Raw genomic sequence first — 18,605 nt, forward strand, 5'->3', positions numbered from 1 at the left:
AGCAATGATGCTGTCCGCCTGCGCCCCGACGCTGGGCGGGGTCAGCCCGCCTGCCGGGGTCGCCGTAGGTTTTAACCGTCAGCAGATTACGCCGCTGGTGGTGGAGGGGGCCGCGGACCGCACGACTGGTCGTATTGTGACCGCGGATGATCCGGTGCGTATTGCCAGTATCTCCAAGCTGATCGTCGCGCTGGGCGTGATGCGTATGGTCGAGGCGGGTCAGCTTGATCTTGATCGCGATGTCTCGGATTATCTCGGCTGGACGCTGCGCAATCCTCATGCTCCGCAGCAACCGCTCACGCTGCGGCTGCTGCTGTCGCACCGTGCGGGTCTGCGCGATGCAGCGGATTATGTCATTCCGCTGGGCGATAGTGTCCGCGCCCGCCTGTCGCGCAAAACGGCATGGGTGCCGCCTGCGCCGGGCGGCGTATATCCGTTCGAATATGGCAATATCAATTTCCCCGTTATCGCCAGCGTCATGGAGACGGTGAGCGGCGAGCGGTTCGACCGCCTGATGACCCGGCAGGTGTTCGCGCCGCTGGGGATTGATGCCTGCCTCAATTGGTCGGGTTGCTCGGACGCAGCGGTGGCGCGTGCGGTGGTACTGTATCGCTCCACGGGCGAAGTCGCGCGTGATGATATGGGCGGGGCACGTCCCGGTTGCATCGTGGTGGCCGCCGATGACGGCAGCTGTGATCTGACGGATTATGCACTCGGCACCAATGGTTCGCTGTTTTCGCCGCAAGGCGGCGTGCGGATATCTGCGAACGGGTTGGCGCGGATCGGGCAGATGCTGCTGCGCGGGGGTGATGATTTCCTGACCGCCGCCAGTATCGCCGAACTGGCGCGCCCGGTGGGTGAAGACACTTCCGGCCTGCCGTTTTTCTGCCGTTATGGCCTGGCCGTGCAAACGCTGGGTGGCGGGGGTGCGGGCTGTGACGATGCACTGTTTGCCGATGGCCGCTCCCGGATCGGTCACGCGGGCGAGGCTTACGGCCTGCGCTCGGGCCTGTGGCTCGACATGGAGCGCGGCACGGGCATGGCCTATTTCCTCACGGGCGTGCCTGATCGCACCAGCGTGGAGGAAGGCGGCTTCGCTGATGAGGAACGCGCCTTTGTCGCCCGCGCTGAAGCTGCGATCGGCGCACAGCGAAAATAAGCCGGAAAACCGCGTCCACGCCCCATTGACGCTGGCATGGCAATCGCGCAGGGATTGCACCGTCTTCCGCGCGCGAAGCGATTCTTGCGCGGGTGGACGAGCGGGAGAGCCCGCCGGCTTCACAGCCGGAGGCGCCGAAGGAGCAACCGCCCCGGAAACTCTCAGGCCAATGGACCGCTCGGCTGCTTGACACTCTGGAAAGCGCACTCGCTTGCGGGTGCCACCGAAGGGGTAAGCCTGCACACTTGCGGGCCAGTCTCTCAGGTTTCCCGACAGAGGGGGCATGTAAACGCGTCTCGAAAACGGGGCGGGTGATGCTTGCTTGCTGATTGCCGGGGACGAATTTTGAGCGACGATACCGAACTGGAAACCGAGATTGAAACTGGCACGCTGCCGCTGGATGCCTGGCATCGCAGCAATGGCGCGCGTATGGTCGAATTCGCCGGATATTGGATGCCGATTCAGTACACGGGCGAACATGGCGGGATTTTCGCGGAACACGAATGGACGCGCAATTCGGCCAGCCTGTTCGATGTCAGTCACATGGGCCAATTGGCGCTGTCAGGGGACGATGTCGCGGCGGAGCTGGAAAAGCTGCTGCCAGGTGCAATCACGACGCTGAAACAAGGCCGCATCCGGTATTCGTTGCTGCTTAACGAAGACGGCGGCGTGCTTGACGATCTGATGGTGACCAATGGCAGCGACCAGTATTTCCTGGTGGTCAACGGCGCGACCAAATGGGACGATATTGCCCATCTGCGCGAGCATTTGCCCGATGAAGTCACGCTCCATTATGGCGATGACCGAGCCTTGCTGGCCCTGCAGGGGCCGCAGGCCGCAGCGGCGCTGGAGAACATCGTGCCCGGTGTGAGCGAGCTGGTGTTCATGCAACACGGCATGTTCGACTGGGGCGATTACCGGCTGGGCGTCAGCCGCTCGGGCTATACTGGCGAGGATGGCTACGAGATTTCCGTGCGGGCCGAAGATGTCCAAGCCTTTGCCGACGCTCTGCTGGCCGATACGCGGGTGCGTCCCGCCGGGCTTGGCGCGCGCGACAGCTTGCGGCTGGAGGCGGGCCTGCCGCTGTATGGCCACGACATGGACGAAAATATCGACCCGGTCAGCGCCGATCTGACTTTCGCTCTGACCAAGAAACGGCGCGAGAGCGGCGGCTGGTTGGGCCACGCCCCGGTCGCCAAGGTTCTTGCAGACGGGCCGGCGGAAAAGCGCGTTGGCCTGGCAATCGAAGGGCGGATGCCCGCGCGCGAAGGCGCAGCAATCTTTGCCGGTGACACGCAAGTCGGCCGCGTCACCAGCGGCGGGTTCTCACCCACGCTCGGCCGCCCGATCGCGATGGGCTATGTCGCCAGCGACTGGGCGCAGGACGGCGCTGAACTGGAAATCGAGGTTCGCGGCAAGCGGTTGTCCGCTCGCGTAACTCCCATGCCTTTTGTCCCCCACCGCTATCACCGAGGGAGCTGATCCGATGGCGCGTTATTTTACTGAAGACCACGAGTGGATCGATGTTGACGGCGACACCGCCACAGTCGGCATCACCGATTATGCGCAAGGCCAGCTGGGCGATATCGTCTTTGTTGAACTGCCCGATGCGGGTGCGAAAGTGGCCAAGGGCAAGGATGCTGCCGTGGTCGAAAGCGTCAAGGCTGCCAGCGATGTCTATGCGCCGATCACCGGCGAAGTGACCGAAGGCAATCCCGCGCTGGAAGACGATCCGGCGCTGGTCAACAGCGACCCGGAAGACGGCGGCTGGTTCTTCAAGCTGACCATCGCTGACACGGGCGAGTTGGACGGGTTGATGGATGAAGCCGCTTACAAGAGCTTCTGCGACGGGCTTTAAGTCCAGTAGGCATCCCGGCCGCCGCCGGGATCTGGCTCAGCCAAACAAGACCTAATGGACAGCAATCCCGGCGTTTGCCGGGATGACGGGAATTCAAGCGATGCGTTATCTACCCCTGACCGACACAGACCGTACCGAAATGCTCGCCAGGATCGGCGCGCCTGATGTGGACGCATTGTTTGTCGATGTGCCCGAAGTGGCACGGCTGGACGGGCCGATCCACGGCCTGCCGATGCATGCCAGCGAGATGGCGGTTGAACAGCACATGCGGCGTTTGTCGGACAAGAATCTGGCAGCGGGCGATGCGGCGTTCTTTCTGGGGGCAGGGGCGTACCGCCACCATGTGCCCGCCAGTGTCGATCACATCATCCAGCGCGGCGAATTCCTGACTGCCTACACCCCCTACCAGCCCGAAATCGCGCAGGGCACGTTGCAGATGCTGTTTGAATTCCAGAGCCAGGTTGCGCGGCTGTATGGCTGCGCGGTGGCGAATGCTTCGATGTATGATGGCTCCACCGCGTGCTGGGAAGCAATCAGCATGGCGGGCCGTGTAACACGCAAGAGCCGCGCCGTGCTGGCCGATGGATTGCACCCGCATTACGTCAGCGTGGTCGACACGATGGCCAAGTTTACCGGCGACACCATCCTGTCTGCCACGCCCAAGCTTGATGCGGGCTGCGACGAGGATGCGCTGATTGCGCAGATCGATGACCAGACCAGCTGCGTCGTGGTGCAATATCCCGATATTCTGGGCCGCCTGCCCGATCTGGCGAAAATCGCCGAGGTAGCACAGGCCAAGGGCGCGCTGCTGATCGCAGTCAATACCGAGCCGGTGGCGCTTGGGGCAATCGCCTCGCCCGGCGAGCTGGGCGCGGATATTGTGGTTGGCGAGGGGCAGGCGCTGGGCGTTGGGCTGCAATTCGGCGGGCCGTATCTTGGCCTGTTCGCTGTGCGCAATCCCAAGCATGTGCGTCAGATGCCAGGGCGGCTGTGCGGCGAGACTGTCGATGCCGAGGGCAAGCGCGGCTTTGTGCTGACACTGTCCACCCGCGAACAGCATATTCGCCGCGAAAAGGCGACGAGCAATATCTGCACCAACTCGGGCCTGTGCGCATTGGCGTTCAGTGTTCACATGACGCTGCTGGGCGAAAAGGGCCTGCGCGCGCTGGCGATGGAGAACCACCGGCTGGCCTGTCTGGCCGCTGACCGGCTGGCCACCGTGCCCGGTGTGACTGTGATCAATGACAGCTATTTCAACGAATTTACCGTGACACTGGGCACCGATGCCCGCGATGTGGTGCGCAAACTCAGCGATGACGGCGTGCTGGCGGGGGTCTCGCTCGGCAGGCTCTATCCCGATGCGGATGGGCTGGCGAACGGCCTGCTGGTGGCGGTCACCGAAACCACAAGCGAGGATGATATCGAGATGCTGGCGTCCGCACTTGAAGAAGCCTTGGGCGTGGAGGTGTCGGCATGAGCGCGCCCAACGCATCCGGCTGGAAACCCGGCATTCCCACCGCTGGCGATACGCCTGCTGGCCCCGCGACTGCCACCGGCAACCGTGCGCTGATGCTGGAAGAGCCGCTGATTTTCGAGCTGGCAGGCAATGACACCACCGGGGTCGATATGCCCGAGCCGGACAATGCTGCTCCCAATCGTCTGGGCGGGCGAGAACGGTCTGCGCCCATCGGCCTGCCCGGCCTGTCGGAACCGGAAACTGTGCGCCATTACACGCGCCTGAGCCGTCAGAATTATGCCATCGATCTGGGCCTGTTCCCGCTGGGCAGTTGCACGATGAAGCACAATCCGCGCCTCAACGAAAAAGTCGCGCGGATGCCGGGTTTCCTCGATTGCCACCCGCTGACCCCGACGCAATCGGCTCAGGGCGCGCTGGAAGTGATTCACCAGTTGGGCGAATGGCTCAAGACACTGACCGGCATGCCCGCCGTGGCGATGAGCCCCAAGGCGGGTGCCCATGGCGAGCTGTGCGGGATTCTGGCGATCAGGGCTGCGCTGGAGGCGCGCGGTGATGCCCGCAAGGTCATCCTGTGCCCTGAAAGTGCGCATGGCACCAATCCCGCCACAGCCGCCTTTGCCGGTTACGAGGTCGAGGATATCCCCGCCAACGCCAATGGCCGCGTAGATCTGGCAGCGCTGGAGGCGCGGCTTGGCCCCGATGTCGCAGGCGTGATGATTACCAATCCGAACACCTGCGGATTGTTCGAACCCGATTTCCGCAAGATCGCGGATGCGGTTCATGCCGCGGGCGGTTTCGTTTATTGCGACGGGGCAAATTTCAACGCCATCGTCGGGCGAGTGCGTCCGGGCGATCTGGGCGTCGATGCGATGCACATCAATCTTCACAAGACGTTTTCCACCCCGCATGGCGGCGGCGGACCGGGTAGCGGGCCGGTGGTGTTCTCAGAAGCGCTGGCCCCCTATGCCCCATTGCCCTTTGTGGAGCAGCTGGGCGATGGCAGCTTCCATCTGGTCGAGGAAGAAACCGCAGGCGAGCATCATGCCAAGAGCTTTGGCCGGATGACGGCATTCAACGGCCAGATGGGCATGTTCACCCGCGCGCTGACCTATATCCTCAGCCACGGTGCCGATGGCCTGCGTCAGGTGGCAGAAGACGCCGTGCTCAATGCCAATTATGTGCTGCGCAGCCTTGAAGACGTGCTGCATGCTCCCTTCGCGCACAGCGGGCCATGCATGCACGAAGCGCTGTTCGGGGATAAGAACTTCACCGGCGGGCTGTCGACTTTGGATCTGGCCAAGGGGCTGATCGACGAAGGCTATCACCCGATGACCATGTATTTCCCGCTGGTGGTGCACGGCGCGATGCTGGTCGAACCGACTGAAACCGAGAGCAAGGCGGCGCTCGACCAGTTTATCATGGCGCTGCGTAGCGTAGCGGAGCGGGCGAATGCTGGCGATCCCACGCTCAAGACCGCACCGCATTTCGCTCCGCGGCGGCGGCTGGATGAAACGCAGGCGGCGCGCAAGCCGTTGCTGGCGTGGAGCGACCCTGCACTGGTGTGAAACCCCTTGGGGCTTGCAGTAGCGGGCAGCCCGTATAGAACCCTTGAATAACAATAAGGCGAGGGGTCGCTCACGGTCCGAGGGGGGGATAGCGGTTTGGGCGAGGTCAAGCGGGAAAACCTGCTGAAACGCGGCTGGCGCAATGTGCGCGAGGCCGGAACGAACAGGCTCGCGCTGACCGGCATTCTGGTGCTGCTCGCCCTGCTGGTTGCGCGCTACAGCTGGGACCTTCCCGAAGAGATAGTGCCTGACAGTCTGCGGGTCGAAGGCACCGAGGGGACCGACCTCAAAACACCCGGCACCGGCGATGCGGAGCGGGCGCTGTACGATTTGCGCAGCGCGCAGCTGTCACAGACAGTGGCCGAACAGGATGACCGCGTCACACTGGTGGTGTTTGACGATCAGACGCTGATCAAGGCGCGCAAACGCTCACCGCTCGACCGCGGCCTGCTGGCCAAGGCATTGCGCAATCTCGACACGATGGGCGCCAAGGCGATCGGGATCGATATTCTGTTTGACCAACCGCAGGATGAAGATGCCGAGCTTATCACCGCGCTGCGGTCGATGGAGACCCCAACAATGGTCGCCTATGCCGACATCGCCACCAATGCGAGCGACATTGGTTACGAGCAGCAGGAATATCTGCGGGCGTTCCTGGCGCAGCTGGAAGGCTCCAAGGCGCAGCCTGCCAGCATCCGGCTGGACAATTCCTATGGCGTGACGCGCAAATGGCCAAAGATCGAGCCGGGCCTGCCGCCCCTGCTGGGCCGCGCAATGTTGCAGGCAGCGGGCGAGGGTGACAAGGCGTTCCCCGGTTACGAAGGCTCGATCCGCTATCGCAAGGCGGGGTTTGAAAACCTGCCGATGTATTCGACCATCCAGATCGACAATTACGTCGATGACGAGCTGCTGGCGATTCCAGAATTTGCCGAGATGATCAGCGCCCAGATCACTGGACGCTATATCCTGATCGGCGGCGACATCATCGATTATGACCGCGTCCAGACAACGCTTTCCAGCGTGACTGGAGAGAATCCGGCGGGACTGCGCGTTCATGCCGATCTGGTCACCCAGATGCTCGACGGTGACCGGCGCGGCAAAGTGGCCGGAATTTCGCTATGGGCGTTTGCGTTTCTGGTGGTGGCGACAGCGGTTCTGACCGGCTTGCTCGAATGGGGCAGTTGGCGGGTGTATGTCCTGCTGGCTGCGCAATTCGGGCTGTTTCTGGGCGTTCCCTTCGTGCTTGAGGCACGGGGGGTGGATACTTTTGGCGTTCCGGCGGCTGGGTGGTTGCTGGGCTGGATTGTCGCTTTTACAGCCATCACGTCTGCCGCGCGCGCGTCGAGCGCGGTGCAGCGCACTTTTGCTCAAGGCGCATTGGGTAAATATCTGCCCAAGGAAATGGCCGCAGAGATTATCGAGAACCCCAAGCTGCTGGCGCTGCACGGGGTGAAGCGCGAGATTTACGTGCTGTTTTCCGATCTCGAAGGCTTCACCAAGATGAGCCACGCGCAGGAGCCGGAAATGGTCGCCAAACTGCTCAATCGTTATCTCGACCTGCTGAGCGAAGTCGTGCTCGACCATGGCGGAGTCATCGACAAATTCGTCGGCGACGCGGTGGTGGCCTTCTGGGGTGCGCCGATTGCCAAGCCTGACGATGGCGAACGCGCCGCGCGGGCGGGCTATGCGATCTGGCAAGCGGGCGAGGCATTCCGCGAAGAGGTGGCTGCAATGGACGCCGCGCTGCCCAAGATCGGCAAGACCCGCGTCGGCCTGCATTACGGCGAGGCAGTGGTCGGCAATTTCGGCGGTGAAACCCGGATCCAATACACGGCACTGGGTGACAGCATGAACACCGCGGCACGGCTGGAAGCCGCGAACAAGGCGCTCGACAGCTCGGTGATGGCTAGCAGCGAATTCGCCGAGCGTTCGGGCATGGATTGGTGGCGGGCCATGGGCCGCGTGCGCTTGCGCGGCCGGGCGCAGGCGGTCGAAATCATGGAGCCTGCTCCTGACTTCCCGCGTGAAGATGCCGCGCTGTTGTCGCAGGCGCACAATCTGGCGAATGAAGATGCTGCTAAGGCTGTTCTCATTATACAGGACCTTGTGGCCCGTTATCCGGCTGACAAAGCCCTGGCAAATCTGCTACACCGCTTGAATAATTTGGGCGAAGGAGGAACTTATGTTCTTGGCTAAGAAGATTTTGGCAGCATCTGCTCTGGCGGTTGCCACACTTGGTGCGTTTGCGGCGACTCCGGCTCAGGCTGGTGTGGTCGTCAAGGCGAGCGGCCCCTCATCCGCGCAATATCCGGTTGGCAAGAAGCTGGACGACATGTCCAATGTCACTCTGAAGGACGGTGATGTGATCACTGTGCTGACCTCTACCGGAACCCGCATCATCAAAGGCCCCGGTACTCACCGCGTGGGTGCCCGTGGCAAGAGCAAAAACACCGCCTTCGCCCTGCTCACCCGCCAGCGAGCTGGCGCACGGGTGCGGACGGGTGCGGTGCGCGGTTCCGGTTCTGCAATGGCCTCGACCAATCCCAGCCTGTGGAACATAGATATTTCGCAAAGCGGTCAGATGTGCGTGACCGAGGGCGAAACCATCAGCTTCTGGCGCCCCTCCACCGATGGCGCGGAAACCTATATGTTCAAGGCTGCACAGTCGGACTTTCACGTCCACGTGATGTTCAGCGACGGTGATGCGACTGCCTCGATTAGTACCGAGGAACTGCCGCTTGGCCAGAATTTGGCTTATGAGGTTTCAGGCCCGGACGGCACTGCGCCTTCGGCCATGAATTTTGTGGTGCTCGACACTGCGCCGGACAATGCCGAAGATATGGCCGTTACGCTTGCCGAGAGTGGATGCACGGGACAACTCGACCTGCTCGCGACAAAGCTCGCGGTTAATTGAGGGCCGTTTGAATTTCTGCCAGGCAGCGGTAAAAACTGCTGCCTGGCAGGCGCCGCCGGGGGGTGGCCACGTTTCTGATGCGTATGCGCGCATCTGTTCGAGGGGAGGCATATGGGGGACCGGACGAGGGGGCTATCGGATAGCGCGCGGCCACGCCGCTTGCTTGGCCATGTCCGTATTCCATTTATCGCGGGGCTCTTGGCTCTTTGCGCCTTCTCAGCTTCATTCACCGATTTTGGTGCCTCGCGCGCCGAAGCGCAGAGCGCAGGCGGCGGGACTTACGTCGGGGTAGCAACCTGTGCCGGATCGACTTGCCATGGCCGCGCCGAAGGCAATGGCGCGATTGTCCGGCAGGACGAGATTGCGACATGGCAGGAACCCTCTGCCGCCAGCGGCGCACACAGCCGGGCTTACTCGGTACTGGCCAGCGCCCGCGGACGGCAGATTACGGCCACTCTGGGCATGGGAGCGGCCACATCGGCACCCGCATGTCTGGGCTGTCATTCGACATATGTTCCGCAGGCACAGCGCGGCGGCCGCTTCCAGACCAGTGACGGCGTCGGCTGCGAAAGCTGTCACGGCCCCGCCAATGGCTGGCTGGCCGTGCATTATGCCAAATCGGCGAGCCATCCTGCCAATGTCCGCGCCGGCCTGCGCCCGCTGGAACAGCCGCAGGTGCGCGCCAAGGTCTGCCTCGATTGCCATTATGGCAGCAGCGACACCGGTCAGTTCGTAACGCACGCAATGATGGCCGCCGGGCACCCGCGCATCTCGTTCGAGCTGGACCTGTTCTCCACCTTGCAACAGCACCACGATCAGGACGCCGATTACGTCCGCCGCAAAGGCCGCACCGACAGCGTGCGATTGTGGGCGGTCGGCCAGGCCGAGGCAGTGCGCCGCCAGACCGATCTGTTCGCGCGCAACGATCTGGCGAGTGAAGGGATGTTCCCGCAGTTCTATTTCTATGACTGCCACAGCTGCCACCGCGCGATCACCGATGGGCCGCAGCGGCGTCTGACCTTTGAAACCAATCCTGCCAGACCGATCCCGTTCGGCAATCCGCCTTTCAATGACGAGAACATTATCCTGCTGTCCGCAGTTTCCCGCGCGCTGGCTCCCGGCGCGGCGGCATCGTTCGACGAAGCCAGCAAGGCGTTTCACCGCGCGATGGGCAGCAATCGCGGCGCAGCGCAGCAGGCGGCGATCACGCTACGCGGCCGCGCTGGGGCGTTGTCAGACGCGCTGGCGGCACGGTCTTACTCAGGAAATGACGCGTTCAGCGTGGTCCAGACCATTGCTGCCAAGGCCACAACAGTGCGCTTTACCGATTACGCCGGGTCCGTGCAGGCGGTGATGGCTGTCGACACGCTGCTCAATGCACTGGTGCGCGAAGGTCGCATTACGGTTGGCGCAGCGGCGGGTATCCGTGCCAATATTAACCGTGCCTATGCCGCTGTCAGCGCGCCTGAGGCATACAGTCCGGCTGCCTTCCGCTCGTCGCTTGGATCGGCTGCATCGGCGATTGGAAGCTTGCAATGATCCGCGCAGCACGCGCCTCGAAACTGTGCCTTGCCGGGGCGCTGGCGATGGTTCTGGCCAGCTGCGGCGGCGGTGATTCCTCGACCGCGCCTTCGCCAATCGGCGGCGGCGGCGGTACGCCCACTCTGACCCCGCCCACCAGCGGGCGGCAGTTTGCCGACCCTGCGAAAGAGGCGCTTTCGGTCGGCGATGTCCAGCGGGTTATCGCGCAGGCGGCTGGCGAAGCGCAGCGGCGCGGCCTGCCCTCGACCATCGCGGTGGTGGACCGGGTGGGCAATGTGCTGGGCGTTTTCGTCATGGCCGGGGCACCGGGCACAATGACGATCAGCCGCCAGACCATTTCCGGCACAGCGGGGCCGGGGGAGGAAGTCGGTCTGCAGGGCGCGCGCGTCCCCAGCGCCGCCGCCGCCATCGCGAAGGCCATTACCGGCGCATATCTGTCGAGCGGCGGCAATGCCTTTTCGACCCGCACGGCCAGCCAGATTGTGCAAGAACACTTCCCGCCCGCACCCAATACTGTCGGACTGGAAAGCGGCCCGCTGTTTGGCGTGCAGTTCAGCCAGCTGCCCTGTTCCGACCTGTCCACGCGGATGCAGGATGGCCGGATCGGTCCCCAGCGATCGCCGCTGGGACTGGCCGCCGATGCGGGCGGTTTTCCGCTGTACAAGAACGGTGTGGTGGTCGGCGGCATCGGCATCGCAGGTGACGGACTGTATGGTTTCGATGCCAATATCCGCAATCGCGACCAGAGCGACGAAGAAGGCATCGCACTGGCGGGAACCCAGGGTTTTGTCGCCCCGCGTGCCATTCTGGCCGACCGGATCACGGTCGACGGCACCAGCCTGCGCTATAGCGATGTCACAGTCAGCGACATCGGCCCGCTGCAAGGCAGCTTTGGCGCGGTAAACGGCCCGCTGGGCACGTTGGCGCCGGTCACGGGATACAATAACGGTACCATCCGCGCAGGCACGGCCTATGGCTCTGAGGCATCGGGCGTGCGCCCAAGCAAACCGTCCGAATTTGCCCTGCGCGATGCCTATGTGCTGAGCGATGGCAATGGCAATGGCCGCTATCCGATCCGCGCCGGGACAGACGGGGCCAGCGTGGCGCAGCCGCTAACCGCTGCCGAAGTCCGGATCATTCTGGAAGAAGCCTTCGCCGTGCTGTCACGGGCACGTGGACAAATCCGCCGCCCGCTCGACAGCCGGATGCAGGCGACGGTCAGCATGGTCGATACGCACGGCGTGGTGCTGGGCATTGTCCGTTCGCCCGATGGCCCGCTGTTCGGCACCGATGTCAGCCTGCAAAAGGCTCGCACCGCCGCGTTTTTCTCCAACCCCGTGGCCGCGCAGCAATTGCAAAGCTCGACCCCCGACATAGCTCGTTATGTCGAACGCGTGCGCGCCTTTCTGGACGATCCCAGGGCGCTGACTGGGGAATTTGCGTTTGCCGATCGGTCGGGCGGCAATCTGTCGCGCCCCTATTTTCCCGATGGCGAGGTTGGCCCCGTGGCGGGCCCATTGTCCGTCGAACAGCCGGGCCAGTTCAATCCGTTCATGACCGGCCTGCAAACCGATCTGATTGTGCCCAATTTGCTCGAGCATCTTGGTTTCGTGGTGTCTGGCGGGGCGCAGCCGGACACGTTGCGCGGCTGTACCAAGCTGGCCGATGCGCCGGGCGGGACCAAGCGGATTGCCAATGGTATCCAGATTTTCCCCGGCTCGGTGCCGATCTATCGCGGCGGCCGGTTGGTTGGCGGGATCGGGGTGTCGGGTGACGGGATCGACCAGGATGACATGGTCAGCTTCCTTGGCCTGCACAATGGCGGCCAGCGGGCTGGCGGCGTCGGCAATGCCCCCGTCGAAATTCGCGCCGACCGGATCGTGGTCAATCTGGGCGGGCGCAATGTCCGCCTGCGCTATGTCAGCTGTCCCTTTGCACCGTTCCTTGACGATCCGGCGCAGAATGTATGCCAGGGGCTGTGATGGCGGCTGAGTTCATTGCCCCGCTACTGCTGCACATGGCAGCGCAACCAGCGGGTGAACTGCCGCCGCAGACCGAGCCTGTACCGGCTGCGGAGCCAGCACCTGCCGCCGAGCCGGCCATCACCGCTGAACCGCCAGAGCCGCCGCCGGTCGATAACGAGCTGATCGAAGGGCGCCGCCGCCCCGACTATACCGAACCGCTGCCCGATGAGGTCAGCCAGTTCAACGAAGGCGCAGTGCGCGCACCGCCGCCTGAGGCGTTCCCGACCGATCAAATTCCCATCCCCGACCGCTGGCGGCTGATCGAGAGCCTTGGGCTGGTCAAGGAGCGCTGGTTCGATCCCTACAATCAGAACACCTATAAGGGTGATCGCCCGATCAACCCGGACAAGGTGCCGTGGTTGCCGATCAAGGGAAAAGACTGGTTCTTTATCGTCAATGCGGTGAGCGATACCGTTATCGAGCCGCGCACTTTCCCAATTCCCGTCGGCGTGCAGACGACCGAGCGCCCACAGAGTCTGGACGTGTTTGGCAAAGACGCCAGCTATGTTCTGTCGCAGACCTTTATCGCCGGGGTGGCGCTGCTCAAGGGATCGACCGCATACAAGCCGCCCAATGTCGAATATCGCGTAACGCTGGCAGTGAACGCAAACTTTGTCGACGTGCCCGAACGCCGCGTGCTGTTTGTCGAACCGTCCAAGCCATCGCGGCGGTTCGATTATTTTGTCGGGTTGCAGGAAGCCTTCGTCGACTACCATTTCCGCAATGTGTCGGCACGTTATGATTTCGATTCGGTGCGGATCGGAATCCAGCCTTTTCAGGCCGATTTTCGCGGCTTCCTGTTCAATGATAACCAGCTGGGTGTGCGGTTCTTCGGCAATCGCGACAACAACCGCTTTCAGTACAATTTCGGCGGCTTCTGGCGTCTGGAGAAAGACACCAACAGCGGCCTGAACGCGGTGCTCCAGCGGCCCCGCGATGACTTCCTGTTCTTCGCCAATGCCTATCGCCAGGATTTCCTGATCCCCGCGCTGACCAGCCAGGTGACTTTCGCGTGGAATGCCAATCGCGAAGGCGACGAAATCGAGATCGACGATAACGGATTTCCCGTCCGTCCGGCTTTGCTCGGCACCTTGCGCGGGCGCGATTACGATGTGTTTTACCTCGGCTATAATGCCGATGGCCGGGTGGGCCGGATTAACATCACGGGCAGCGCCTATTATGCCTTTGGCCAAGACCGCAACAGCTTCTTCACCGACCAGAAGGCCGACATCAGCGCATATTTCGCCGCCGCAGAGCTGAGCTATGACAAGGACTGGATGCGGTTCCGCCTGTCAGGCGCCTTTGCCAGTGGCGATTCCGATCCTTATGACAATGTCGAAACCGGCTATGATGCGGTGTTTGAAAACCCCGTGTTCGCCGGTGCCGACACCTCATACTGGATCCGCCAGACGATCCCCTTTGCCGGGGGCGGGCGCGCGGTATCGGTGAATGGCCGCAATGGCCTGCTCAATTCGCTGCGCAGTTCCAAGGAACAGGGGCAATCCAACTTTAACAACCCGGGTTTGATGCTGGTTGGCGTAGGGGCAGATTTCGATCTTACCCCCGAACTGCGCCTCTCGGGCAATGCCAATCATTTGTGGTTCGAGAACACGGCGACGCTGCAGGCGCTGCGCAATGAAGGCAGCATTCCCAAGGATATTGGCTGGGATTTGTCGGCGGCCGCGATCTGGCGTCCTAAGGCCACGCAGAACATCGTTATGCGGCTGTCCGCTGCGGCATTGATATCGGGGGATGGCTTCCGCGATCTGTTCGACAATGTCGGCAATAGAGGGGAATATTTCTCTGTGCTTGCCAATGTGATCCTGACCTACTGATGCGCAGATTCCGCCATCTTGTCGCTCCTGCTGCGCTGGTGGTGTTCGCCAGCGCGTTTGGGTTTGGTCAGCTGAGTGCGGCGGAGGAAGAAAAGGCGGTCAAGCGTGACTACAGCCTGGTCACTGCCGCTCCGGCACCGCGCAATCAGAGTGTGGAGCAGATGGCGGCCAAGTCCGATGGTTGTTTCTCCTGCCATGTCCAGACTGATCAGCCGACCATGCACGCCACCCCTGCTGTCCGGCTGGGCTGTGTGGATTGCCACGGCGGCGATGCCAATGTGCGCGGCAATAGCGAACTGGAGCATAACGATCCCGCTTATATCGCGGCGCGCAATGCGGCCCATGTCCTGCCGACCTATCCCGAAAGCTGGCACTGGCCGTCATCGGCCAATCCCAAGCGGTCCTACTCGCTGCTCAACCGCGAAGATCCGGTCTTCGTGCGCTTCGTCAATCCCAGCGATTACCGCGTCGCACGGGAGGCCTGCGGTGCCTGTCATATCGAAACGGTCGAGGCGGCCGAACGCTCGATCATGGCGACCGGCGCGATGCTATGGGGCGGGGCGTCCTACAATAACGGAATTCTGCCGTTCAAAAACTATATTATTGGCGAGGCTTACACCCGCGAAGGCGAGGCCGCGAAATTGCAGTCACCCGGTGTGCCCGCCAGCACTGTAACACCGATGCAAAAGGCGCGCGGCGCGCTGGCCGAACTTTATCCGCTGCCCACTTGGCACGTGGTCCCGCCGGGCGATGTATTCCGCGTGTTCGAGCGTGGCGGGCGCAATATCGCCTCGCAATTCCCCGAGATCGGCCTGCCCAACCCAACCGGTTCGATCCAGCGGCTGGAAGAGCCGGGACGTCCCGATCTCAAGCAGTCAAACCGCGGCCCGGCCACTGGCCTGCGGGTGGCCATTCCGGTGCTCAATATCCATAAGACCCGTCTGAACGATCCTTTCATGTGGTTCATGGGGACCAATGATCAGCCGGGCGATTATCGCCATTCGGGGTGTTCGGGCTGCCATGTGGTCTATGCCAATGACCGCGAACCGCGCCATTCGCTGATCTATGCCAAGCTTGGGCGTGACGGGCAGAGCGTGACCATCGATCCCACAATTGCCGCACTTTACGAAGGCGCGCGGGGCGATGGGCATGGCGGCGGACATGGTGATGCCAAAGCAGAGGATCACGGCGACACGCATGGCGATGAGCCGAAAGCTGCGCATGGTGACAATGATCACGGCGCGCTGAAGCAACCCGGCGATCATGACGGCAAAGGGCCGGTAAAGGAAAAGGGGCACCCGCTCCAGCACACCTTCACCCGGTCCATCCCGACCGCGCAGTGCATGAATTGTCATATGCACCAGCCCAACATCTTCCTGAATTCCTATCTCGGCTACACCATGTGGGATTACGAGAGTGACGCGCCGCTGATGTGGCCGGAGGATCAGAAATATCCCACCGCGCAAGAAGTGCACGACGTGCTGGAACGCAATCCCGAAGGCGCTGCGCCCAAGGGCAAGTGGGCCGATCTCGATTTCCTGCGCAATGTCTATGACCTCAATGCCGTGGCCAAGGACACGCAATTTGCCGATTATCACGGCCACGGCTGGAATTTCCGCGCGATCTTCAAGCGCGACCGTGAAGGCAATCTGCTAGATGCCGATGGCGCGATTGTCGACAATGACGACCCCGAAAAATGGCGCCGCGAAGGTGAGGGCAAGTTTGTCGAGCCCGGCATAAATCCCGGCAAGGCGGTCCACATGATGGACATCCATGCGGAAAAGGGCCTGCAATGCGCCGATTGCCATTTCGCGCAGGACAGCCACGGTAACGGGCTGATCTATGGCGAAGTCGCCAATGCGGTCGAGATCGGTTGCAAGGATTGCCACGGCACAGCCGACGCGCTGCCGACGCTGCTGACCAGCGGACCGGCAGCACCGCCCAAGGGCAACAATCTGGCGCTGCTTCGCAACCCTGATGGCCAGCGGCGGTTCGAATGGACCTATGGCAATGACGGGCGGCAGGTGCTGATCCAGCGGTCCATCGTCGATCCCAGCTTGGAGTGGGAGATCAGCCTGACGCGCGACAGCGTCGATCCCGCCAGCAGCCATTTCAACGCCAAGTCGGCCCGCGCCAAGCTGATGAGCAAGACCGGCGCGGAAACCGGCATGTTCGAATTCGGCACCGGCATTGCGCCAGACGAGCGGGCGCATGGCGAAACCGAGATGGCGTGTTTCACCTGCCATTTGTCATGGACCACAAGCTGCGGCGGGTGTCATCTGCCGATCGAAGCGAACTGGCAGACCGAGGCGCACAAATATGACGGCGGTACGACGCGCAATTTCGCGACCTACAATCCGCAGGTCGCGCGCGACCAGATGTTCCAGCTTGGCAAGCATCAGACGACCAAGGGTAATCAGATCGCGCCGATCCGTTCGACCAGCGCGCTGGTGCTGTCATCGACCAATATCAATCGTGAGCGCATTTATGTCCAGCAGCCGCCCGTGTCCGCAGCAGGCTACTCCAGTCAGGCCTTTGCGCCGCATTTCCCGCATACTGTCCGGCTGACCGAGACCAAGACCTGCACAGATTGTCACCTGTCCGACGCCGATGATAACAATGCGATCATGAGCCAGCTGCTGCTGCTCGGCACCAATTTCGTCAACTTCGTCGGGATGAATGCATGGATCGGGCAGGAGGATGGATTCGAGGCGATCCGCGTTACCGAATGGGACGAACCGCAAACCGTGCTGGGCTCGTACCTGCACAAATATGCCTATCCCGACTACTGGCGCCGTCACGTCGAGGACAATGGCCGCGAACTGAAGGACTGGACACGCGGGCAAACCTTTGATGACGATATCAGCGGCGAAACCCATGCGTTCGAACAATTCGCCAATGTTCGTGAGGGCACGCGTGACCGTGTCGCCTGCCTGCAATTGCGCGGCGAATATATGTTCGTGGCCGAGGGGCGCGGCGGCTTCAGGGTCTATGATGTCGCCTCCATCGCCAACAAGGGCGTGTCCGAACGCATCATCACCGCACCATTCGGCGCGGGCGGGCATGACAGTCACGTGAAGACCAAGAACGCCACCTGCATGGCGCTGGCGACCAATCAGCCGGTTCGGCCTGATCGCAACAAGGCGATGGCGCAGACCGAGGTGAAGGATGCCGATGGCAACACCATTCCCGGCGCTGACGGCACGCCGATGACGCTGCTGCATGTGAACCAGGAACAGGTGATGCGCCCGATCTATGATTATGCGGTCATCACTGACAGCGTCGAAGGGCTTATCCTGGTCGACATCAACACGATGGCTGATGGCGAGTTTCGCAACAACAATCTGAAGCGCGCCGTTACGTGGAACGAGGGCGGCGTACTGGCCGGCGCGCGCCACGTCACGCTGGCAGGCGACATTGCTTATATCACCGCTGACAAGGGGCTGGTGGTAATCGATCTGGCCGATCCGCTGGCGCCGCAGCTGATGGCCGTACGCGAGCTGAACGATGCCCGCGCCAGTGCGATCCAGTTCCGTTATCTGTGGGTCACCGACGCGCAGGGGCTCAAGCTGTTTGATGTCACCGATATGCGCAATCCTGTGGCAATGCCGCAAGGGACAGTGGCGATGGCGGATGCACGGCGGCTCTATGTCGCACGCACCTATGCCTATGTCGCGGCGAAGCAGGACGGGCTGGTGATCCTTGATGTGAAGAACCCGCTGGCCCCGCGGATCGACCAGCGGGTGACGCTGGACGGTACGCTGAACGATGCCGAGGATGTGATCGTCGCATCGACCAACGCGACGCTGTTTGCTTACATTGCCGATGGACGGAACGGGATGAAGATCCTCCAGCTGACCAGCCCCGACAGCCAGCGCAATTTCTACGGCTTTAGCCCCGCGCCCCGGCCTGAACTGATAGCCTGGGCCAAGACCAAGGGACCGGCAATTGCGCTCAGCAAGGGGCTCGACCGTGATCGCGGCGTCGATGAAACCGGCGGCCAGATTGCGATCTTCGGCAGACTCGGCTCACGCCCCTTCACTCGCCCAGAGATGGAGCGACTGTTCCTGACTCGCTCGGGCGTGCCTTGGAAGGTTTCGGACCAGCCGGATATGAATTCTTGGGTGGGCGGTAGCGGGCCGTGGCTCAAGCAACCGCAAGCCGCGCTTGGTCAGTAGCCAGCGGGATTTTGCAAACAACGCTGGAAACGCTTGAGGCTTAGTTGAACCCG

At 62.4% G+C, this 18,605-nt stretch carries 11 protein-coding genes and 1 riboswitch; all 11 genes read left to right on the forward strand.

All coding sequences use genetic code 11. The annotated features are described in order from the left end of the window. Positions 1-4 precede the first annotated feature (4 nt). The 11 genes from FEV51_RS09480 (at position 5) to FEV51_RS09530 (ending at position 18,552) form a co-directional block, all read left to right on the forward strand. A complete protein-coding gene (locus FEV51_RS09480) occupies positions 5-1,159 on the forward strand; it encodes a serine hydrolase domain-containing protein (RefSeq protein WP_246034513.1) in 1,155 nt (384 codons plus the stop codon). 91 nt (positions 1,160-1,250) lie between these two features. Further along, a riboswitch (glycine riboswitch) is annotated at positions 1,251-1,346 on the forward strand. Positions 1,347-1,504: 158 nt separating this feature from the next. Then, a complete protein-coding gene (gene gcvT, locus FEV51_RS09485; RefSeq protein ID WP_138618313.1) occupies positions 1,505-2,641 on the forward strand; it encodes a glycine cleavage system aminomethyltransferase GcvT in 1,137 nt (378 codons plus the stop codon). A 4-nt stretch (positions 2,642-2,645) separates the two neighbouring features. Then, complete coding sequence (gene gcvH, locus FEV51_RS09490) at positions 2,646-3,017, forward strand: glycine cleavage system protein GcvH (RefSeq protein WP_138618315.1); 372 nt, start codon at positions 2,646-2,648, stop codon at positions 3,015-3,017. 100 nt (positions 3,018-3,117) lie between these two features. Beyond that, positions 3,118-4,494: an aminomethyl-transferring glycine dehydrogenase subunit GcvPA gene (gene gcvPA, locus FEV51_RS09495; RefSeq protein WP_138618317.1), complete on the forward strand. Its 1,377-nt coding sequence runs from the start codon at positions 3,118-3,120 to the stop codon at positions 4,492-4,494. Continuing rightward, positions 4,491-6,059, forward strand: coding sequence for an aminomethyl-transferring glycine dehydrogenase subunit GcvPB (gene gcvPB, locus FEV51_RS09500; RefSeq protein ID WP_138618319.1), 1,569 nt, complete (start codon positions 4,491-4,493; stop codon positions 6,057-6,059). Before gcvPA ends, gcvPB begins: the two co-directional genes overlap by 4 nt. A 96-nt stretch (positions 6,060-6,155) precedes the next feature. Beyond that, positions 6,156-8,255: an adenylate/guanylate cyclase domain-containing protein gene (locus tag FEV51_RS09505; RefSeq protein WP_138618321.1), complete on the forward strand. Its 2,100-nt coding sequence runs from the start codon at positions 6,156-6,158 to the stop codon at positions 8,253-8,255. Then, positions 8,248-8,973: a hypothetical protein gene (locus tag FEV51_RS09510; protein WP_138618323.1), complete on the forward strand. Its 726-nt coding sequence runs from the start codon at positions 8,248-8,250 to the stop codon at positions 8,971-8,973. The genes FEV51_RS09505 and FEV51_RS09510 overlap by 8 nt, the downstream gene beginning before the upstream one ends. Before the next feature lie 111 nt (positions 8,974-9,084). Beyond that, entirely contained in the window at positions 9,085-10,512 is a 1,428-nt protein-coding gene (locus tag FEV51_RS09515) for a multiheme c-type cytochrome (protein WP_138618325.1), read from the forward strand. After that, positions 10,509-12,497, forward strand: coding sequence for a heme-binding protein (locus FEV51_RS09520; protein ID WP_138618327.1), 1,989 nt, complete (start codon positions 10,509-10,511; stop codon positions 12,495-12,497). Before FEV51_RS09515 ends, FEV51_RS09520 begins: the two co-directional genes overlap by 4 nt. Beyond that, positions 12,497-14,374, forward strand: a complete 1,878-nt coding sequence (locus FEV51_RS09525; RefSeq protein WP_138618329.1) for a hypothetical protein — start codon at positions 12,497-12,499, stop codon at positions 14,372-14,374. Before FEV51_RS09520 ends, FEV51_RS09525 begins: the two co-directional genes overlap by 1 nt. Further along, a complete protein-coding gene (locus FEV51_RS09530; RefSeq protein ID WP_138618331.1) occupies positions 14,374-18,552 on the forward strand; it encodes a hypothetical protein in 4,179 nt (1,392 codons plus the stop codon). Before FEV51_RS09525 ends, FEV51_RS09530 begins: the two co-directional genes overlap by 1 nt. Positions 18,553-18,605 lie beyond the last annotated feature (53 nt).

Origin of the sequence: Qipengyuania marisflavi, from assembly GCF_005884405.1 — a bacterium.
In the GTDB taxonomy this organism is placed as follows: Bacteria; Pseudomonadota; Alphaproteobacteria; order Sphingomonadales; family Sphingomonadaceae; genus Qipengyuania; species Qipengyuania marisflavi.